20 protein-coding genes are annotated in these 20558 nt (G+C 62.3%); 14 read left to right on the forward strand and 6 right to left on the reverse strand.

What is annotated here, in order from left to right; all coding sequences use genetic code 11:
• Positions 1-120: 120 nt before the first annotated feature.
• A complete protein-coding gene (locus NDO55_RS01235) occupies positions 121-2352 on the reverse strand; it encodes a hypothetical protein (protein ID WP_252111646.1) in 2232 nt (743 codons plus the stop codon).
• A gap of 119 nt (positions 2353-2471) precedes the next feature.
• Here NDO55_RS01235 and parC point away from each other — a divergent pair, with 119 nt between their 5' ends.
• From parC to NDO55_RS01270, 7 genes are all read left to right on the forward strand, one after another.
• Complete coding sequence (gene parC, locus NDO55_RS01240) at positions 2472-4730, forward strand: DNA topoisomerase IV subunit A (protein ID WP_252111648.1); 2259 nt, start codon at positions 2472-2474, stop codon at positions 4728-4730.
• Between the two features lie 149 nt (positions 4731-4879).
• On the forward strand, positions 4880-6583 hold the full coding sequence (locus NDO55_RS01245) for a putative bifunctional diguanylate cyclase/phosphodiesterase (RefSeq protein ID WP_252111650.1): 1704 nt from the start codon (positions 4880-4882) through the stop codon (positions 6581-6583).
• Positions 6576-6845 (forward strand): PilZ domain-containing protein, encoded by a 270-nt coding sequence (locus tag NDO55_RS01250; protein ID WP_252111652.1) that lies wholly within the window; start codon positions 6576-6578, stop codon positions 6843-6845. The genes NDO55_RS01245 and NDO55_RS01250 overlap by 8 nt, the downstream gene beginning before the upstream one ends.
• Before the next feature lie 103 nt (positions 6846-6948).
• Entirely contained in the window at positions 6949-7227 is a 279-nt protein-coding gene (locus NDO55_RS01255; RefSeq protein ID WP_252111654.1) for a PilZ domain-containing protein, read from the forward strand.
• A gap of 77 nt (positions 7228-7304) precedes the next feature.
• Entirely contained in the window at positions 7305-8075 is a 771-nt protein-coding gene (locus NDO55_RS01260) for a hypothetical protein (RefSeq protein WP_252111656.1), read from the forward strand.
• Positions 8076-8174: 99 nt separating this feature from the next.
• Positions 8175-8741, forward strand: a complete 567-nt coding sequence (locus NDO55_RS01265; protein ID WP_252111658.1) for an RNA polymerase sigma factor — start codon at positions 8175-8177, stop codon at positions 8739-8741.
• Complete coding sequence (locus NDO55_RS01270; protein ID WP_252111660.1) at positions 8738-9103, forward strand: DUF6768 family protein; 366 nt, start codon at positions 8738-8740, stop codon at positions 9101-9103. Before NDO55_RS01265 ends, NDO55_RS01270 begins: the two co-directional genes overlap by 4 nt.
• Here the strand turns inward: NDO55_RS01270 and NDO55_RS01275 are convergent.
• The 3 genes from NDO55_RS01275 to NDO55_RS01285 are packed head-to-tail and all read right to left on the reverse strand — an operon-like array spanning position 9100 to position 11506.
• Complete coding sequence (locus NDO55_RS01275) at positions 9100-10335, reverse strand: CCA tRNA nucleotidyltransferase (RefSeq protein WP_252111662.1); 1236 nt, start codon at positions 10333-10335, stop codon at positions 9100-9102. The genes NDO55_RS01270 and NDO55_RS01275 overlap by 4 nt on opposite strands.
• Positions 10332-10925: a CoA pyrophosphatase gene (locus tag NDO55_RS01280; protein WP_252111664.1), complete on the reverse strand. Its 594-nt coding sequence runs from the start codon at positions 10923-10925 to the stop codon at positions 10332-10334. Before NDO55_RS01280 ends, NDO55_RS01275 begins: the two co-directional genes overlap by 4 nt.
• 17 nt (positions 10926-10942) lie before the next feature.
• Positions 10943-11506, reverse strand: coding sequence for a DUF1285 domain-containing protein (locus NDO55_RS01285; RefSeq protein WP_252111665.1), 564 nt, complete (start codon positions 11504-11506; stop codon positions 10943-10945).
• 74 nt (positions 11507-11580) lie between these two features.
• Here NDO55_RS01285 and NDO55_RS01290 point away from each other — a divergent pair, with 74 nt between their 5' ends.
• The 7 genes from NDO55_RS01290 to NDO55_RS01320 all read left to right on the forward strand — a co-directional run bounded on the left by NDO55_RS01290 (position 11581) and on the right by NDO55_RS01320 (position 16075).
• Complete coding sequence (locus NDO55_RS01290; protein ID WP_252111667.1) at positions 11581-12309, forward strand: SDR family NAD(P)-dependent oxidoreductase; 729 nt, start codon at positions 11581-11583, stop codon at positions 12307-12309.
• Positions 12306-12710 (forward strand): dihydroneopterin aldolase, encoded by a 405-nt coding sequence (locus NDO55_RS01295; RefSeq protein WP_252111668.1) that lies wholly within the window; start codon positions 12306-12308, stop codon positions 12708-12710. The genes NDO55_RS01290 and NDO55_RS01295 overlap by 4 nt, the downstream gene beginning before the upstream one ends.
• A 229-nt stretch (positions 12711-12939) precedes the next feature.
• Positions 12940-13623, forward strand: coding sequence for an energy transducer TonB (locus tag NDO55_RS01300; RefSeq protein ID WP_252111670.1), 684 nt, complete (start codon positions 12940-12942; stop codon positions 13621-13623).
• Positions 13624-13662: 39 nt separating this feature from the next.
• A complete protein-coding gene (locus NDO55_RS01305) occupies positions 13663-14457 on the forward strand; it encodes a MotA/TolQ/ExbB proton channel family protein (RefSeq protein WP_252111672.1) in 795 nt (264 codons plus the stop codon).
• A 100-nt stretch (positions 14458-14557) separates the two neighbouring features.
• On the forward strand, positions 14558-15049 hold the full coding sequence (locus NDO55_RS01310) for an ExbD/TolR family protein (RefSeq protein WP_252111674.1): 492 nt from the start codon (positions 14558-14560) through the stop codon (positions 15047-15049).
• 16 nt (positions 15050-15065) lie between these two features.
• Positions 15066-15491: an ExbD/TolR family protein gene (locus tag NDO55_RS01315; protein WP_252111676.1), complete on the forward strand. Its 426-nt coding sequence runs from the start codon at positions 15066-15068 to the stop codon at positions 15489-15491.
• Between the two features lie 149 nt (positions 15492-15640).
• The gene (locus NDO55_RS01320; protein WP_252115494.1) at positions 15641-16075 is read left to right on the forward strand and encodes an ExbD/TolR family protein; all 435 of its coding nucleotides are present in this window, start codon (positions 15641-15643) and stop codon (positions 16073-16075) included.
• A 74-nt stretch (positions 16076-16149) separates the two neighbouring features.
• On the opposite strand, the gene NDO55_RS01325 is transcribed toward NDO55_RS01320, so the two are convergent.
• Positions 16150-18696, reverse strand: a complete 2547-nt coding sequence (locus NDO55_RS01325) for a DUF3857 domain-containing protein (protein ID WP_252111678.1) — start codon at positions 18694-18696, stop codon at positions 16150-16152.
• A gap of 141 nt (positions 18697-18837) precedes the next feature.
• Positions 18838-20553, reverse strand: a complete 1716-nt coding sequence (locus NDO55_RS01330; RefSeq protein ID WP_252111680.1) for a cytochrome c biogenesis protein DipZ — start codon at positions 20551-20553, stop codon at positions 18838-18840.
• Positions 20554-20558 lie beyond the last annotated feature (5 nt).

Here is a 20558-nt window from a genome sequence, read left to right on the forward strand (position 1 = left end):
GAAAGCGGAGCGCAGCGAGCGTCGCTATCCGAGAGCCGCGGAGCGCCGGCCAGCGGGTCGGCCCCAGGCCGAACCCGTCTGACGAGGCTTCAGGCCGCCCTGAAGCCGGATGCATACGATTTAGTCGCGCGGCCGCTCTAGAATGGCAGCCGTGCGATATGGTTCTTCCCATCTATTTACAGACTTAGCAAACACAACGCAGTGCTCGTCAGTTCCATTATCAAAAATGTCGCCTGCAATCCATTCCATGTCATCATGGCGAGAAGCGGCATTTTTATCTCGAAAGAGATAAAATGCTAGACCAACGGGGTACCGGCTAGGTCGTTCGACATATAGAATATTCGGACGGTCTTTGCTTTTAGGGTAACGCAGCACCGATCTTTTGAGCTTCTTTAGTTGCACTACAAAATTCCGCTGCTCGAGAATTGGGATTTTCTCAAGGATGGTCATTGCGAATACCGTCCAACCTCTGTTCCGACGTTGCGAGATACCTTCCAGCAGCGATCGGATGAAACTATTCGTCTTGATTGCGGGTTTCCGGCTTTTCAAGCCTTGCTCTTTGAGCTGATAATATTGGTCTACCTTAGCCGACATGTTCGTGATTACGATCCGGTGCTTCTCGTCATCTGGAAATTCAAGCCCCGTCTCGAGGTAGGTACCCAGAAAGTCTAGTTCGTCTCCAAAAACTTCTGCCGAACTTTGAACATCCATTCGTTTCGAAAGGTAATGAAGTACCCGATAGTCAGGTAAAATGTCGGTAATGTAGTGTAGATCGGATAGCAGAATTACAGGTGCTATTTCGTGATCTAACGGAATCCATTTCGCGGCCTTTAATTCCTTTTCTGATGAGGTGATCACTGACAGATCCTCAAGAGAGACAGAGATGCGAATGACGCGCCGCAGATTTGAATACGATATCTCTGATTCGTCGCAAACTTTCCGAGCTTCTAGGTTTCCCGCTCCAGCGTCTTCGATAAGCTTTTGTAGTCTTGAGGACTGGATTGACGGGGTCAGAACTAGGTCCTTTACGTGACGTTTGAGCCGTTCTGGAGCGCCACGACGAGCAGGATCGGTAAAGCGGTTTGACTTGCATTCAAAGATTATCGTGAAGAAATCGATTTCTACGAGTAGATCGGTTTCATACTCGGTTTCGGCAATTGACCACTTATGATTTGCTCGAATTCTCGCATCCGGGAATGCTGCGTGAATTACTTTGGCAGTTTTATCTTCTAGAAATTTTGATCTTATTGACTCAAGTCGCTCAGATATTTTGGCCTCTTCACAAAGATCATCCATGACGCGATGAATTTCCGAGAAGACACTCTGCAATATTGGCCCAAAGTATCGACCGTCAAACTTCATGACCGGTTTTTTGACAACAGGGTTGCCCAAGAAAGAATGCTCAAGCTTATGGTCGCTTGTAGCGCCCGGGCTAAGAGAGAGATAATCTAGAACCCTCGCAACCGTATCCTCTGCGATCTCCGTCACAAGGGCCAAGTCTTTTGGGGTTATCTCGTAAAGGTCACCATTCGACAAATCTAAATGTGCGAGGACCATCGAGCGTGCCTCTTGCACGGTCGGGGCCCTTCCCAAGACTGTCATCATGTCGTCAGGATCGCCTTCTAGATGGGGAAATTCCTTGAAATACCGTCTAAAAATCTGCTGCGGTTTCTTTTGTCGCAATATTCTGCGCGTTTGAGTGAAGCGAGAAGTGGTCTGGTCTTCAATAGTGACTAGAGCCTGGTGACAGACATTGACTAGATCAGTTGCGGAAAAGCCGTGATGCTCTGCAAGAGCGGCGTCAAGCGGAGCGTAAAGCTCCAAAGAATAGCTAATGACCTCGTGAAAATGAGCCCAATTTCTTACCGCCTGAGTATGCAAACGAACCTTCTCGAGGAGGCTTGCTTCCTCATTGGAAATTTTCTCATTTTTCGGCGCGATTATTCGGGAAGACAGAAAAGCACCACCGAGTTCGTGCAGTCCCTCAAAAATTTGGCCCACATGTTCTGGCGTCGCCACCCCGTGCTGCCAATTGGGCAGCCCAAGAGCAAGAAACTGCAACAGCTCCACATGGAACTGTTCGAGCCCCGCAATTTGCAACGGCGAAACTGAATCGGACGAAACAGAAGCCGACAGGTTGTATAATGCGGTGCTTGAGATGAGTTGTAGCGGCGAAGTCTTGGCAAGCGTTTCCCGAATCTCGTTTACTAGCTCGGGCAGACGATCGACATGCTCCCTAGATCGGGTTTGAATCGCCTTGCGGAACTCCTCGTAAAATTCGTCTGGAATTGAGAATTCATTGACAGCAAAGTCCGGCTTATCACTGGAAGCTGACCGTTTCTTTCGGCTCATGAAGAATGTCCTTGTTACACTGAAAACGAGCAGGACAATTCAGCTTAGTCGAAGTTTGAGACCGGTGTCACACAAATCCCCATCGACACCCCTAGGGCACCCAACCTAAACTCCCCCACATGACCGACCCCATTCCCGATTCCATCATCGACGAGCCGTTCAGCTCAGCCCTCTCCGAACGCTACCTCGTCTACGCCCTCTCCACGATCACGGCGCGCTCGCTGCCGGATGTGCGCGACGGCTTGAAGCCCGTGCACCGGCGCCTGCTCTGGGCGATGCGCAAGCTGAAGCTCGACGCCAACGGGCCGTACAAGAAATCGGCGCGCGTCGTCGGCGATGTCATCGGCAAATATCACCCGCACGGGGACGCCTCGGTCTATGATGCGATGGTGCGCTTGGCGCAGGACTTTTCGCTGCGCTATCCCCTGGTCGAGGGGCAGGGCAATTTCGGCAATATCGACGGGGATAATGCGGCCGCCTATCGCTATACCGAGGCGCGGCTGACCAAGACGGCGCTGCGGCTGATGGAGGGGCTGGACGCCGGGACGGTCGCCTATCGCGCCACCTATAATGGCGAGGAGGAAGAGCCCGAGGTGATGCCGGGCCTGTTCCCCAACATGCTCGCCAACGGGGCCGCGGGGATTGCGGTCGGCATGGCGACCAGCATCCCGCCGCACAATGTCGGCGAGCTGGCCGATGCGGCGATCCACCTGGTCGATACGCGCGATGCGCGCGATGCGACGCTGATGAATTACGTGAAGGGGCCGGACTTTCCGACCGGCGGCGTGCTGGTCGATGACGAGGAGGTGATCCTCAAGGCCTATGTGACGGGGCGCGGAAGCTTCCGCATCCGGGCGCGGATCGCCAAGGAAGAGATGAAGGGCGGGGCCTGGCAGCTGGTAGTGAGCGAGATCCCTTATGGGGTCAGCAAGGGCAAGCTCATTGAGCAGATCGCCGCGCTGATCAACGACAAGAAGCTGCCGATCCTGGCCGATGTACGCGATGAGAGTGCGGAGGATATCCGCATCGTGCTGGAGCCCAGGAGCCGGACGGTGGACCCGGTGCTCTTGGAGGAGAGCCTGTACAAGCTTTCCGACCTGGAGAGCCGCTTTTCGCTGAACTTGAACGTGCTCGAGCATGGGCGGACGCCGGGGGTGATGAGCCTCAAGGAAGCGCTCTTGAGCTGGATCGACTTCCAGTATGACGTGATGCGCAACCGGGCGCGGCACCGGATCGGGAAGATCGATGACCGGCTGGAGCTGGTGGCGGGCTATCTGATCGCGTTCCTCAACCTCGACCGGGTGATCGAGATCATCCGCACCGAGGACGAGCCCAAGGCGGTGATGATCGCCGAGTTCGAGCTGACCGACCGGCAGGCCGAGGCGATCCTCAACATGCGCCTCAGGAGCTTGCGCAAGCTCGAGGAGATGGAGCTCAAGCGCGAAGAGGCGGACCTTCGTGAGGAGAAAGCCGGGCTGGAGACGCTGCTGGGCTCCGAGGAGGAGCAGAAGAAAAAGCTGAAGGGCGATCTGCGGGCCTTGAAGAAGGATTATGCCGACGATCCGCGGCGGACCGGGGTGAAGCCGGCGGCGGTGGCGGCCGAGGTCGACTGGACGCAGATGATCGACAAGGAGCCGGTGACGGTGATCCTGTCGAAGCGCGGCTGGATCCGGGCGATGAAGGGGCATGTCGATCTCGCCACCGTGCCGGAGATGAAGTTCCGCGAAGGCGACGAGGCGGAGCATCATTTTCACGCGCAGACGACGGATCGCATCCTGCTGCTGGCGGAGAATGGGCGGGTGTTCACGATCGGCGCGGACAAGCTGCCGGGCGGCAGGGGCTTTGGCGAGCCGGTGCGGCTGATGATCGACCTCGAGGGCGAGGTGGAGATCATGGCGGCGCTGCCGGTCGATACGAAGGCGCGCTATCTCATGGCGGCGAGCGACGGGCGCGGTTTCCTGACGCCGGGCGAGACGCTGACGGCGGAGACGCGCAAGGGCAAGAACCTCATGAACCTGCGCAAGGGCGCCAAGGTGCAGCTGATCAAGCGTGTGCCCGATGGTGCGGACGCGGTCGCGGTGGTCGGCGAGAACAGGAAGATGCTGGTCTTCAATATCGAAGAAATGCCCGAACTGGCGCGCGGCGCCGGCGTTCAGCTGCAGCGTTACCGCGATGGCGGGCTGTCGGATGCGATGGCCTTTCGCATCGAAGACGGCATTGCCTGGGCGATGGGCGGGGGCACGCGCAACCGCCACGAAAACGACGTGCTGCCGTGGAAGGTGGCGCGCGGCGCGGCGGGCCGGATGGCCCCGCAGGGCTTCCCGCAGAACAATACGTTCGTGCCGCCGGTGAAAAAGGATGGCGACGAGGAGGAATAGCCGTTTCGGAGGCTATTTTCCGCCAATTATGACAATGTCGCATACTTGGCGTTAACCCCTTTCATTTAAGGCGGGTCGCCATGCAGGCCCGATCTTCAGCTGCAGCGCCCCAACCGGCGCAACCTTCGCCTCGCGCGGGCGAGGAAGATATGCGCCTGTTATCGGCGCTGCCGATCGCCGCTGCCATCATCACCAAGAAAGGCGATAAACTCTGGGTCGAAGCGTTCAACGAGCGCTTCATCGACACGATCACCAATTCGCGTGACGACCTCAAGGCAGCGCCCATTCTCGACACCGCGGCACAAGGGCCGATCGGCGACTTCCTGCGCGCCTATCTGGCCGATCCGGCGACCGCACCCGATGCGATGGAGCGCGAGGATGGCGGCGCGATCAACCAGCGCTATTTCGAGCTGAAGCTCGCGCCTTTGTCGCCGCGTGACGGGGAAAATCGCTGCCTGCTGAGCCTTGTCGACCAGACGATGGAGCGCCGCGCGCAACAGAATATGCGCGACCAGATGCTGATGTGCAGCCTGACGGGCCTGCCCAACCGGCTGGCCTTTACCGAGGCGGTCGAGAGCCTGGGCGAGGACAATGCCATCCAGCCCGGCAGCCATGCCATTATCGTCATCGACCTGTTGCGCTTTTCGCGGATCAACGAAAGCATGGGCAGCATCGTGGGCGATGAATTGCTGATCACGGTCGCCAGCCGCCTCGTCGGCGCGCTGCGCAAGGGCGACAAGCTGGCGCGAACGGGCGGCAACGAGTTCGCCATCCTTGCCGCGATCGACAAGGGGCGGGGCGACGCAACAGCGGCGGCCGACCGCATCCGCCAGGTACTCGCCGAACCTTTCGCGCTCACCGACCTTGAAATTCATGTCGACACCGCGATCGGCATCGCGCTGACCGACAGCGATCGCGAAGGCGAGGAGCTGTTCCGCAACGCCCAGTTCGCGGTCAAGCAGGCCAAGCATGCCGGCAAGCCGACCATTTACGAGCCTGCCGAAGCGAGCGCGGCGCGGCGTCGTTTCTCGATCGAGACCGAATTGCGCCGCGCCCTCGAGCGCGACGAACTGAAACTGCATTACCAGCCGCTCATCGACTTGGGTTCGGGCCGTGTCTCGGGCTTCGAGGCGCTGGCCCGCTGGACCCACGAGGATCGCGGCGAGATCACGCCGAGCGAGTTCATCCCGGTGGCCGAGGAAAGCGGGCTGATCCTCGAACTGGGCCGCTGGGCCATGGACAAGGCGGCGCGCACGCTCGCGAGTTGGGATGCGGCAGAAGGGCAGGAACTGGACCTCACGCTGTCGGTGAACCTGTCGGCGATCCAGGTGGCGCGCGACAATATTAGTGATTTCGTCGGCTCGGCGCTCAAGTCGCACAAGATTGGCGGCGAACGGCTGACGCTCGAACTGACCGAAAGCGCCATCGTCCAGGATCCGACCCGCGCCATCAAGGTCTTCGAGAGCCTGAAGGCGCTCGACACCAATCTTGCGATGGACGATTTCGGCACCGGCTATTCGAGCCTTGCCTACCTCCAGCGCCTGCCCATCGACCTGCTCAAGATTGACCAGCGCTTCATCAAGGGCATGCTGTCCGACGCCGACAGCATCGCCATCGTCCGCGCCATTCTGGGCCTTGCCGATGCGCTCGGCATGAAGACGACGGCCGAGGGGATCGAGAGCGTCGAACTGGCAACCACGCTGGCGACATTGGGCTGCGCCAAGGGGCAGGGTTTCTATTTCTCCGAAGCGGTCGAGGCCAAGCGGGCGCTCGCTTACTGGCGTGCGCGCGAGGAGAAAGCGGCGCGCGAGGGCAAGATCCCGCTCACCGGGACAGGAGGCATGCATGGCTGAAGCCGATCCCGGTCGCCGCATTCGCATCGACCTCGCTTTGTCGGGGACGATCATCGACAGCGACGGTGTCGCGAGCCCCGCGACGGTCCGCGACCTGTCCAAGGACGGATGCCGCATCCGCACCCAGGCCACGCTGTACGAGGGCGAAGAGGTGAAGCTGAAGGTCGGTAAAAGCGATCCCGCAAGCGCGAAGGTGCGCTGGGCGCTGGGCGACGAGGCTGGCCTGCATTTCACCAGCCGCGCGGAAGTGCCGCAGGGCTGACGAACTCGTTACCATCACGTAATAATAACCCACTTTAATTAAGACTTGAACCATGAACGCAATTCCGCCAATTCTCGGGACACTTAGCTCGGGGGATACATCGATGCGGCGCAAGCCTGGTGAAGTGAAGCGTGCCAAGAGAGTGGACGTCGACCACAAGGGATATCTGATCGACAGCGACGGCGGTGAAAGCGCCGTGCGCGTGCTCGACCTCAGCGCCGATGGCTGCCGGATCGAAACCGAAGAGGGTGTGGTGCGCATCGGCGAACATGTCCGCCTGCGCGTCGGACGCTCGGGCGATTATCCGGCGCAAGTGCGCTGGGCGCTGGGCGACGAAGCGGGCTTGCAGTTCACCGGACCGGCCGAGGCACCGGGCAGCTAAGCCCCTATTCGAAAAGCTTTTACAAACTGGATTAACTGTTGCAGCCTCTCGGACATGACCGGGGGGCTTATCGACATATGCTGCGGCTGAGGCGCCTGCGCCCGCGCGAACTGCGCTCGATCCGCCATTGGGCGATCGAGCTGGCGGTCGTGGTGGTTGGTGTGCTGCTTGCACTGTGGGCGGCGGAGTGGGCCGAGGGGCGGCGCGAGGCCGAGCGCATGGCATTGGCCGAAATCGATATTCGCGAAGAACTCCGGCAGAACTTTGCGACGTTGGCTATCTATCAGTCCTTCGACCAGTGCAAGCGCCATCAAATCGGGCGCGTTTACAACCAGTTGGTTTCATCCGAGGAGGATTGGGGCGGGATCGAAGAAGACGTCATCCTTGCGCAGCGGCCGGATGGAGAAATCATTCCCGGATTTTACTCCCTACCTGGTTTCCGTTTCACTTCGGAGGTTTGGGACGCGGCCTTGGCCACGGGGTTGCTCAACCGCATGGATCGGGACCGCCTAGCGGTCTATGGCGCCGTCTACGAATGGTTTGGCACTGGCGGTGCATTCGTCGAGGAAGAATTGGATGCACGCGCTAATCTCAGCGGGTTGGTTCCTCCGGGCAAGATAACGGCTCAAGTCAGGATTGAAGCATTGGGCCGCCTCCAGCGGCTTGAAGCCAGTCGGAACGTTTACATGGCAATGTCGGAGGTGGTCGAGGTCGCAGCGCCGCTCGAACTTGGGTCTTCGCGGCGCATGGAAGAACGCCTGGCGGAGTTCCGCGCTGTAGCGGCGGAGAATTTTTTCAAGCCTTGTTATCGCGCACCAGACAATCCGCTGGCCGAAATGACACAATGATCCGCCTGACTGTGTGCGAGCTGGCGAACTGTAACCGTGGTAGGGCCGATTTTTCGAAAACCAAATGAACCGGATGGCTCCTCCGGCCCACCTTCTGATGTGAGCAAGGAAGAGCAAGCCGGGGCCATGCGCGGGACACGCGCCTTCGATGCCTATCTGGTCGCTGCCGTCAGGGCAGGGGACCGGCGGGCGGCGAAGGGGTTGGTCGAGCGCTGGCAACCGCGCCTTACCGGCCATGCGCACCGCCTGCTGGGCGAGGCCGAAGCGGCGCGTGATTGCGTGCAGGCCGGCTGGGTCGAGATCTGGCGGAGCCTGCCGCGATTGCGCGAGGAACGGGCCTTCGGGACCTTCGCCTATCGCATCGTTTCGCGGCAATGCGCGCAGCATGTGTCGCGGGTCGTGAAGCGGCGGAGCCTCGCCGAGGAACTGGCGGCCGAGCCGCTCCCCGAACCGGTGATGCCGGTGGCGGGAAGCGATGCCGAGAAATTGAGCGCGGCGATGGCAGCATTGCCGGGCGCGATGCGGGCCGCAGTGGCGCTCTTCTACACAGCCGAGATGTCGGTCGCCGAGGTGGCGGTCGCGCTCGATATTCCGGTGGGAACGGTGAAGTCCCGCCTCAGCCATGCGCGGGCGCATCTGCGTGCCGCCTTCGAAGGAGATGTATGATGCAAGGTGACGACGCGAAAATTGCGGCCGGGCTTCGCGAGGAAGAAAAGCGGCTGCTGGCCGAATTGGGCGAGGAGCCGGGCTATGTGACGCAGGCCTTCTCGATGATGCGCGGGCCGTTGGGCTGGCCGACCATGGTGCTCCTGATGAGCCAGGTGGTGATGTTCGTGGCAGGGGTATTCTTCGCCATCGACTTCTTTGCCGCCGAGACGCCGCTGGCAGCACTGAAGAGCGGTCTGCCCGCGGTGACGCTGATCCTCGGATCGATGATCGCCAAGTTCGCCATGTGGCCGCAGCTGCACGCCAACCGGATCATCCGCGAGATGCGGCGGCTGGAAGTGCAGTTGCTGACCCGCAACTAGGCGTCTTCGGCAGGGTCGCGGCGACAGGCGGCATCCTCGGCGAGGTGGCGCTCGACGATCTCGTCGAAGCCCGCCTCGTCGAAGTCGCTGGCGATCCATTCATTCTCGATGGCGCGCAGGCAACGCGCGACGGCAGGCCCAGCCTCAAGCCCGCGCGCAATGAGGTCGCCGCCCTTGATGGGCAGCTTGGGGATGTCCCAATTCTCGATATAGCGCACGGCCTCCTCACGGCTCTTGCCCGAGGGGCTTTCCCAATGGGGCGACAGGCAGATGCGGTCGATCGCGTAAAGTGGGCCAAGGCGATAGGCGAGCTCGCGCGCGCTGCCCTCGGCGGGGTTGGCGGCGCTCGACAGGCGGTCGCGCTGTTCCTTGGAGAATTTCAATCGGCTGGCGACCTCGCGGGCGACATCGGGATCGCGCGGGAGGAGGGCGGCGAGGCGGCGGATCGGGCGGAACTTGCGGCCGCTCTCCTGCTCGAAAGCGAGCAGGGCTTCGAGCCGGTTGATGCCGGGCGCCGTGATCTCGGGCAGGACCGGGGTGAAGATGCCGCGCTGCTCCATGATCCGCACCGTGGCGAGCGGGTCGGGTAGCGCGAGCAGCTTCAGCACCTCGTCGGCGATGCGTTCGCGCGACAGGGCCATGAGGCTGTTGGCGTTCTCCGCGCAGGCATCCAGGCCCGCTGCATCGGGTTCGCCGCTGCCGAAGCGGGCATGGAAGCGGAAGAAGCGCAGGATGCGCAGGTGATCCTCGGCGATCCGTTCGTTCGCATCGCCGATGAAGCGCACGCGGCGGGCTTCGAGATCGTCGAGGCCGCCGAAATAGTCGAAAATCTCGCCGGTCCGGGGATCGGCGTAGAGCGCGTTGATGGTGAAATCGCGCCGCGCCGCATCTTCCTTCCAGTCGGTGGTGAAGGCGACGCTGGCATGGCGTCCGTCGGTGGCGAGGTCGGCGCGCAGCGTGGTGACCTCGACGACCGTATGGTCGCTGACCGCGGTGATGGTGCCATGGTCGATGCCGGTGGGAACGGCCTTGATGCCGGCCTTTTCCAGATAACCGATGACGCGGGCGGGCTCGTAGATGGTGGCGCAGTCGAGGTCGCTCACCTCTTCGCCGAGCAGGCCGTCGCGCACGGCGCCGCCGACGAACCGGATCGCATCCTGTTCGACATGCAGCGCTTCGAGCAGGCGCTCGACGCCCGGGCGGGCGGTGAGATCACGCACGTTCAACTTCATGTGTTCAGACGCCTCGACAGGTTGACGATCATGGCAGCGGTCGCGCCCCATATATCGTAATCTTGGTAATCGATGCGCCAGTAGCGCCGCTGGCGCCCTTTGTAGAGCACTTCTTCTTCGCGATGATGTTTCGGGTCGAGCAAGTGGCCCATCGGCACCTCGAACCAATGGTCGACCTCGGCCTCGTTGGCGACCAGCGGCAAATCGGGTTCGACGAGGCCGATGACGGGCAGGACATGGAAGCCGGTGCCGGTGACGTAGGGATCCATGGCGCCGACCAGTTTGACCTTGTCGCGAGGCAGGGCGATTTCTTCCTCGGCCTCGCGCAATGCTGCCTCGACCGCGGTTTCCCCACTATCGATGCGGCCGCCGGGGAAGCTGACCTGGCCGGCATGGTTGCGCATGTTGGCGTTGCGCTTGGTGAGGATGAAGCCGGGTCCCGGTACCGTGTCGACATGGCGATAGGTGATTGGCACCAGCACCGCGGCGGGCGTGGCATCGGGGGTTTCGTCGGGATCGAGATCGCCATGCAGCAAAGCGCGGCCTGTAGGCCGGTCCAGTGCGGCACGGAGTCGGTCGTAAAGAGGCATGATCCGATCAGTAAGGATCAGTCGAAGGCGAAGAAAGTGCCATCCGACCAAATGCCGGGCGGGTCGGCGCCTTCTTGAATCGCGATTTCGGCAAGCTCGTAATAAAGCGGGCGCTCGATCTCGGCTTCGAGCCGGCCGCGCACGAGCAGGCGTGGCGAGGGGCCGCGTTCGCCTTTGACCATGCGGATCGGATGGTCGGCATTGGCGATCAGCGCCTCGCCCGTATTGAGTTCGAAGCCGATGCGGCGTTTCTTGCCCTTGCCCTCATGTTTCATGACGACGGCGCGGAAGGGGAGGTGTTCGACCTCGATCGAGAGTTTCTCGACCGGCGTGACCAGCACGTAGCCGCCATCCTCCTCGCGCCGTAGGACGCTGGAAAAGAGCCGGACCATCGCGGGGCGTTTGATGAGGCCGCCCTGGTGATACCAACGCCCGTCGGCAGCGATGCGCATTTCGCTGTCGCCGCAATGGTCGGGGTTCCACTGGTCGACAGGCGGCGGGCCGCCGCCGGTTTCGAGCTCTTTTGCAAACGCGGCGAGCGAGGGGGCATCGAGGCGGGGCTGTTTCTTGGTTTCCGGCATGATCTCTTCATAGAGACCAACTCGTCCCTAGGGCCATGGTTGCCTCGCAATCGCCAAGGCCCTAGTCGGAGGCAATGGAAAAATGCGCCCTTGTCACCGGATCGCGCCACCGTGTCGGTGCCGCCATCGCCAGACACCTGGCGGATGCGGGCTGGCGCGTGTTCGCGCATGTGCGCCGCGGCGAGGATGACGTGCCGGAAGGGTGCGAGCGGGTGGTCGCGGACCTCGAGGCGCCCGATTGCGCCGCGCGCCTGTTCGACCAGATCGGCGATGTTCAGGTGGGGCTGCTCGTCAACAATGCCAGCCTGTTCGAGCCTGATGATTTGGGTACGCCGGATGTCGATGCCTTCGATCGGCAGATGCGGGTCAATGCTCGCGCGCCCATGCTGCTCACCAGCGCCTTTGCCGCGCGGCATGTGGGCGGGGGCGATGCACTGATCGTCAATATCTCCGACGCCAAGCTGGCGGCGCCCAATCCCGATTATCTTAGCTATACGCTCAGCAAGGGCGCGCTCTCGACACTGACGGAGACGAGTGCGCGGGCGCTGGCTCACGAGGGGATTCGGGTCAATGCGGTCGCCCCTGCGGTCATGTTGCCCTCCGGGCCCATGAGTAATGAAGACTTCGCGGAGGTGCACGATTTCAACCCGCTGCGTCGCGGGGTGGGGGTGGACGACCTTCTGGCTGCGCTCGACAGCCTCATCGCCAACCCTGTCCTCACCGGGCAGACCCTATTGTTGGACGCCGGCCAGCGCTTCATGGCGCTGGATCGCGACGTCGCTTTCTTGAAGGATGAAGAATGACCGAGCCGATCGAAGGCCTCGTCGCCCACCGACCCAAGACGGTTCGCCTGTTTCTCGATTCGCTCGAGGTGCAGATCGATATCGGCTTCCATGACTATGAGATCGGCAAGCCGCAACGCCTGTTGGTGTCTGTGGAAGTGTGGATCGACCCGGCGCGGATGCCCGCGCGGGATGAAGAGGTCGAGGCTTGGAACTATGACCGCTTGCGCGAAGCCATTGAAAATCTTGCCTGTTCAGGTCGCTTTAATCTTCAGGAGAGTTTCCTCAAAGCCTTGTTCGACCGGGTCGCATCCATGGCGGGAGTGGAGGCCCTCCGCGTTCGGTCGGTCAAACCCGACATTTACCCGAAAGCCCAGGGGGTTGGCGTGGAACTGGCAAGTTTCACCGGCGTTCATCCATAATGGCGTCGAAACGCCCCACTTTGGCGACAAAGTGAATGTCGGGACGGTCCGAAGTACGACATTAGCGTAACAATTGCCCTTGCGGCCCCATAAGCGGGGCGATAGACAAGCGCGCTGTTGCCCGATGATATGTTGATACACGGACAACACCGAATCATACGGATCGGGGAATTTCTTCCGGTCCAGTGCCATGGACCCCCTGTGGCAAATCGAGGAGACGAGCGACTTCATGGCTTACGCATCCAAGCGAGAAATGAGCTCGAACAAGACGGGGCCGCTCATCGTAGTGGCGCTCCTGCATATTGTTCTGGGCTATGCGCTGGTTAGCGGTCTGGCAATTCGCGTCGTCGAGAGCGTGCGAGAAGACATCTCCACCTTCGACGTCGAAGAAGAGCCGCCGCCCCCGCCCGAGGAACCGCCGCCCCCGCCGCCGGAACAGCCGCAAACGCAGGTTCCTCCGCCGGTCGTGGCGCCGCCGCCCATCGTGCGTACGAATACGACACCGCCCCCCATTGCTTCGCAGCCCACTGCGCCGCCGCCTTCGGTGACGCCCACGGCTCCGACCGCGCCGCCCGCGCCGCCGGCTCCCCCGCCGCCGCCGCCTCCGCCGCGGATCGAACCTGCTGCGCCGCGTGGTGACGTGCGGACCCTGTTCTCGGATTCCGACTATCCCCGTCGCGCCCTGCGTAACGGTGAAGAAGGAACTGCACGGGCCCGTCTGACCATCGGGACCAACGGCCGTGTCAGTGGCTGCACCATCACGCAGTCGACCGGTTCGAGCCAGCTCGACCGTGCCACCTGTGACGTCCTCGAGCGCCGCGCGCGCTTCCAGGCCGCTACGGACAGCACGGGTGCCACGGTACAGGGCACGTACGATACTCCGCCGATTACGTGGCGAATCCAGGGCCGCTAGGCTCGACAAACAAGAATTCATCAAAGGGAATATCGACCCATGAACACTGAACTCCTGCTCTCGGCTGCTGCCGAAAACCCGTACGGCTTCTGGGCCGCCATGGAAGAAGGCGGTCCGATCGCCTGGATGACGTTCGGCGTCCTCCTCATTATGTCGGTCGGCAGCTTCTACATCCTCTTCACCAAGCTGCTTCAGCAGCAGAAGATCATCAACCAGGGCAACAAGGTTCGCGCCTCGTTCTGGAACTCGGCCAACCTGAAGGAAGCTTCGGGCAAGCTTGAAAAGAAGAGCGCCTATCGTGCGATCGTCGAGGACGCCCTCGTCGCGCAGGAACAGCATGGCAAGCTGACCGACCCGGTCGACCAGCATGACTGGATGATCGGTTCGCTCGAGCGTTCGAAGACCTCGATCGGCAACCGTCTCGGCGAAGGCCTCGCCTTCCTCGCGACCGTCGGTTCGACCGCGCCGTTCGTCGGCCTGTTCGGTACCGTTGTCGGCATCTACCGCGCGCTGATTAAGATCGGTGCGTCGGGCCAGGCCTCGATCGACGCCGTCGCCGGCCCGGTCGGTGAAGCGCTGATCATGACCGCGCTCGGCCTGATCGTGGCCGTCCCGGCCGTGCTCGCCTACAACTGGCTGATCCGTCGCAACAAGGGCATCATGGAAGATCTCACCGCCTTCACAACGGACATCCATGGCTACCTGATGAGCGACGGCAAGGTCCGTCCGCAGCTCGCCGCTCCGGCCGCTGCCAAGAAGCCGGCCCCGGCCGCGCAGCCCAAGCCCGGCGCCACCGCCGGCGGCGCGCCGACCAAGCCGACCGTCCGCAGCTAAGCGGACCTGCGACCGGGGCGCCGACATCGGTGCCCCGGTACACCGGCCGGCCGACACGCGGCTTGCCGGAGGATTAGACGACTAGAAGGAAGTACCGCCCATGGGCATGTCTGTCGGAATGGATCAATCGGGTGAAGATATCCCGATGTCCGACATCAACACGACGCCGCTCGTCGACGTCATGTTGGTTCTTCTCATCATCTTCCTCATCGCCGTCCCCGTCGTGCTCGAGACCGTTCCGGTCCGCCTCCCGACGGTCCAGTATGAAGCGACCGAAACGAAGCCCGAAAACGTGAACCTGTCGGTTCAGGGTGGCCCGGGTGGCACATGCGAGGTCTATTGGGACGTGACCCCCGTCACCAGCGAAGAATTGCTGGAACGTGCGGTCGAACGACTTGAGGAAGCCATCGATGCCGCTGGCGGTGTCCAGAATATCACCGAGGACAACCTCCCCGAGGCGCATATCCGCGGTGACATCGACACCCCGTACAAGTGCATCGGCGGTGCCATTTTCACGATGCAGCGTGCAGGCTTTGCGCGGGTCGGGTTCATTTCCGAACCGCCTGCCGGCAGCAACGTTCAGCGTCTTTAATTAGGAGATTGCGCTCATGGCAGCAGCGACCCTCAGTGAAGATGGTGAGCCGATGATGGACATCAACACGACGCCGTTGATCGACGTCATGCTGGTGCTCCTCATCATGTTCATCATCACCATCCCGATCCAGACCCACGCGGTGAAGCTGGACCTTCCGCAGGACAGCAACTCCACGCCGCCGCCGGTCGACCCGATCAAGAACAAGATCGTCGTCACCGAGGACAGCCAGGTGCTGTGGAACGGCGCGCCCGTTTCGCTGATCGACCTGCGTCAGTTCCTCGACGTCTCGCAGCAGCTGGTTCCGACCCCGGAACTGCACCTGCAGCCCGAGGCCAATGCCCGCTACGAGCTGGTCGACGAAGTGCTCGCGACCACCAAGCGCGCCAATGTCGAGAAGCTCGGATTCGTCGGCAACGAGGCCTACGCGAACGAGTTCTGATCTTCATGATCGGCACGAACAGGGAAGGGCGGCTTTCGGGCCGCCCTTTCTTTTTGCCTTGCATCGGCACTATCATGGTATAACATTACATAATGCGTGACGGAGGCTGTCCGCACAATTGCGGGCGGCGCGCGCACAAGGAGGTGCGTATGGCGATGCAGGCAGGAACGAGCGGGGCGGCCGAGGCCAGCCCGATGGTCGAGATGAATACTACGCCGCTCATCGACGTGATGCTGGTGCTCCTGATCATGTTCATCATCACGATCCCGGTGCAGACGCATGCGGTGAAGCTCGACCTACCCGGTGACACCCCACCGACCGATTTCGTCCTGGAACCGGACCGCAACAAGGTGATCGTGACTTCAGACGACACGATCCTGTGGAACGGGGCGCCGACCGACCTCAAAGGGCTCGAGCGCATCCTGTTCGTGATGACACAGGCGCCGGTGCAGGCCGAACTCCACCTCCAGCCCGAACCCGATGCCCGCTACGAGCGTGTCGACGAGGTGCTGGCGATGGTGAAGACTGCCGAAGTGCAGAAGCTGGGTTTCGTCGGTAACGAGGCCTACGCGGCGGCCTTCTAGGGCCCCAAGGCAAAAGAAAAGGCCCGGCGTCCCCATCGGGATGCCGGGCCTTGTCTGTTGGCGTCAGTGTCGGCTTATTCGCCGCCATCCTCCGCTGCGACATCGTCACTCTGGACGGCATTGTCTTCCGGCCAGGTGATCGGCGCATAGGCCGCATATTCGAGTGCGATGAGCGGGTAGAGGTCGAGGGCCTCGGCGCGTGCGGCCTCGGCTTCCTCGGTCTTCCCGAGACGCTCCATCAGAAGGAAGCGACCATATTGCGAGGAGGCGATGCCATCTTCGCCGGCCAGTTCGATGGCCTCGTCATAATCGGCTTCGGCCATGTCGAAATTGCCGAGGCGCAGGTGGACCAGCGCGCGGCTGTCGAGGTTAGATGCCTGGCGGCCCAAGGCCACCGAAGCGTCGCATTCCTCGAGCGCGCGGTCGAGCGCCACGCCGGCAACGGCCTTGTCCCAGCACAGCTGGTTGAGGCTCTGCGCGTCATTGGCATCGTCGCGAAGTTCGGCCCAGATGGTCTCGGCTTCCTCGCCGCGGCCATTGGCGGACAAGGCGATCGCATACTGGTTGCGCAGCTGCGTGATCCAGGCCTCGCCATAGGGCTCGTCCTCATCCTCTTCCTTGGCTTCGGCATCTTCGGCCTTGGCGCGTTCGATGGCCTCGGCAAAGCCTTCCAGCTCGCTTTCGGGCACGGCCCAGAGCTGGACTTCGAGATAGCCGGTACGCTTGTCGGCATCCTCGATCAGTTCTTCGAGCGCGAGGGCCTCCTCATAGCCGATCTCGTCATCCAGCGACTTGAAGTCGGTGGTGATGGTAACCGTGCTGCCGTCGAGTTCGACGTCGCGCGTCCAGATGCCGCTATTGGCCTCGACGACATCGTCCTCGGCGCTGACGTTGAGCGCCTTGCCGATATTGGCCGGGAAGGTCATGACCAGCTTGCTCGACGAGCTGTCGGGATGCTGGACGGTGAAGGGCGCTTCGGCGTTGAACTCGGTCTCGCGCTCTTCGAAAGCGACGAACGGGTTCTGGAAGGCGCTGCCGTCGAAGAAGAAGTCGTCGACGCCGGCAAGGCCGGTTCCGTACATGCTGACGGTGAAGGTGTTGGCTTCGGGGTCGAAGACGCCCGTGGTCGCTTCTTCATCGATGTCGAAATCCTCGTCCTCTTCCTCGAGGCTCTCGATCATCGTGTCGATGCGCTGTTCCTTGAAGCTTTCCCAATTCTCGTCGATCAAAGCCGCGGTGTCGCCACCGAAGCGGATGTCCATGCGGGTCTTGGCAGGCTGGAACAGGCCGGCCGAATAATCGGTGTAGGTCTCGAAGGCGAGCACCGGGGTTTCGTGCGGCGGCACGACCAGGCGCTCGAGCTCGGCGCCTTCGACCAGCGGCAGGGCATAGTCGAAGTCGGGAATATCGACCTGCGACAGCTTGGCATCGCCCTGGCGGGTGCCGTCGAGATAATAGACCTTGCCGTCGATCGTGGCCTTCACGAGGACGTGGTTGAAATGGCCGATCATCGGCAGGCGCTCGTCGAGGCCATCATTGCCGTTGGTGCTGACGAGCGCGGGTACGGCTTCGATGCCGAGGCCGCGCAGCAGGCCCAGCAGCATCACCGTATTGCCCTTGCAGTCGCCGAAGCGGCGACGCCAGGTGGTGTCGGCAGCAGCCGGCACCTGGCCCCCCGCGCCGAGCGCGATGTTGACGTAGCGGATGCGGTCCTGAACCAGCGCGAGCGCGGCTTCGGCACGCGCGACGGGATCGGCATGCTCGGCAGCGATCTTGTCGAGTTCACCGGCGAGGCGTCCGCCTTCTTCGAACTGCGCCGCTTCCTCGTAATAGGGAATGAGCGTCTCTGCGACTTCGGCCCAGTCGGCAAAGTCGGACAGTTCGACGACGCGGTTGCGGCGGAAGCGGGCGGGGGCGCGGTTGGGCAGTTCGAGCTCTTCGAGTTCCTGATATTGCCAGGTCAGCTCGCGCATGCCGTCGTCGGTGTCGTCCTCCATTTCAGGCAGGCCGGGCCAGGTCATGGTCTTGAGCTTGCCATCGGCGGGACGGACGACGCGCAGGCGCACCTGCTCGAGATTGTCGGCATCGCCCAGCGTCCAGATAGCCTGCGCCTTGTCGGCGAGGACCGGATCGCGGCGCACCGTGGTGACCGAAGTGATGAGGACGTCGCCCACTTCGATGCCTTCGGGATAGAATACGGCGGAGAGGCGGCCGTTCAACGTGCTTTCGGCAAGGCTCGCTTCGCGGCGCAGGACTTCGAAGGTCTGGCCGTCGGCGAGCAGGTCGATGATCTCGTCGCCGCGGCGGATCGCGATCTGGTGGACAACAAGGTCTTCCAGCAGCGGATCCCACTCAAATTCGAGGTTGGACGCGCCAAGGCCGCGCGAGGTCAGGAATTCGACTTCGCGATAGCGGTGGGTCTGGGTGGCATCGTCGATGAAGCCGACCTGGATATCGTCGATCAGCGTGCGCGAGGCGCCGCCGCGGGCTTCGGGAAGGTCGCCATGCTTGTAAGCGGAAACCCAGCTGGGCGCGGCCTCGAACAGGATCTCATCGCCGGCATAAGCCGGGCTTGCCATCATCATCACGGTGGCCATGGCGGCCGTCGACATCAAACGCATGTAGTTACTACCCCTTAATCGGATTGAATCACTTCTGATGCCAAAGGATAGCGTCGGCAGGTGACAATATCACTGCCGTTTGTCGATTAATGCGACGCCGTGTTTTTCCCGCACCTATGGGGGGGTTAGCGGCAAATATGGTTAGCCGAAGGTGAAGGCGTAGGCGGTCACGCCGGGGCGGTCGAAGCGGATCGTGAAGGTGCGTTCGCGCGCGCCGCCGGGCTGGCGCACGAGCTGGTAGAGCCGCTCTTCCTCGATCGTGCCGCGGCCCGAGGAATCAATATCGACACCGGCATCCTCGCCGGGTGCTTCGCCGTCGATGGTCACGGTGAAACCGATGGGTTCGCCGTCACGGCTGCCGAGGACGAGGTTGAGGTCGCGTGCCTTGAAGGTGAAGGCGATGCCGACATCTGCGGCCGCCGACACGCTGCGTTCGCCCTCGAACGTCCAGCGACCGTCGAACGCCCATTGATTGAGCGCGAGGCTGTCCGGGAAGGTGAAATCCTGCGGGGTGCCGGCGATGACTCCCTTGGGCGAGGCGAAATTTTGGGTGCGACGGCTGCCAAGATAGGTTTCGCGGCTTTCGACGGCGGCGAAGTCGGCCTGCATTTCGCTTGCGGAGAGATCGGGGCCGTCGGTGCGCGCGCCAAGGTCTGCCTTGCCGGCTTCGGCAAGCAGGGCGCGGATGGCGGCTTCGGTCTTGTCGTATCCGCCCTCGCCGAAATGGTGGTAGCGGATGCGGCCCTCGGCATCGATCAGGTAATGGGCGGGCCAGTAGCGATTGTCGAAGGCGCGCCAGATCGACCAGTCATTGTCGAGCGCGACCGGATAGGTGATGCGCGCATCTTTGGTGGCTCGCTCGACATTGGCGCGCTTGCGCTCAAACGCGAATTCGGGAGTGTGCACGCCGATGACGACGAACCCGTCCTCGGCATAGCGCTCATACCAGCTGCGCACATAGGGGACGGCGCGGATGCAGTTGATGCAGCTGTAGGTCCAGAAGTCGACGAGGACGACCTTGCTCTCGAGATCTTCGGCAGTGAGCGGATCGCTGTTGATCCAGCCGGTGGGGCCGGGGAGGCCGGGAAATTCGCCCTCGATGGGCAGCGGACCGCTAATGTCGGTGGTCAGCTCGGGCGCGTCCATGCCGAGGAAGCGGGCGATGCGGTTCTCGATCTGGAAGGTCTGGCCCGCCGAGAGGTTGGCGAGCAGGCGCGTATCGAGCCCCAATGCGATGGTGACGACGCCGACGAGGATGAGCGCACCGAGGCCCTTCTTGATCTTTTCGCCAGCGCCCAGCGAGCGCTTCATCGCGGCGAAGAGCTTGCCGCCGACGAGGAGCGCGGCGGCAAGGCTGGTGGCCGCGCCGGCGGCATAAGCGAGCAAAAGCAAAGCGGTGCCGGCATTGGCACCGGAGACGGCAGCGCCGGTGAGGATAAGGCCGAGGATCGGGCCGGCGCACGGTGCCCAGAGGAGACCCGTGGCGACGCCGAGCAGCAGGCTGGCGCCGATGCCCTCGCGGCCCTCGGTGCGGGCCGACAGCCGTTCGCCCCAGCGGACCAGGGGCCGGGTCAGGGGATCGGCGAGACGGGGAAAAAGCAGCATCAGCGCGAAGGCGCTCATCAAGGCGAGTGCGATCCAGCGGCCGATACTATTGGCTGCACCCGCCCATTCGCCGGCAAATGCAGTGAGGGTGGCGACGGCGGCAAAGGTCACCGCCATGCCGGCCAGCAAGGGCAGGCCGTTGGTGAGGAACGGCTTGTCGCCGCGCGCGAAGACGAAGGGCAGGACGGGCAGGATGCAGGGGCTGAGGATGGTCAGCACGCCGCCCAGATAGGCGAGGATGAGGGTGAGCATGTCCG

The organism is Sphingomicrobium sediminis (assembly GCF_023805295.1).
GTDB lineage: Bacteria > Pseudomonadota > Alphaproteobacteria > Sphingomonadales > Sphingomonadaceae > Sphingomicrobium > Sphingomicrobium sediminis.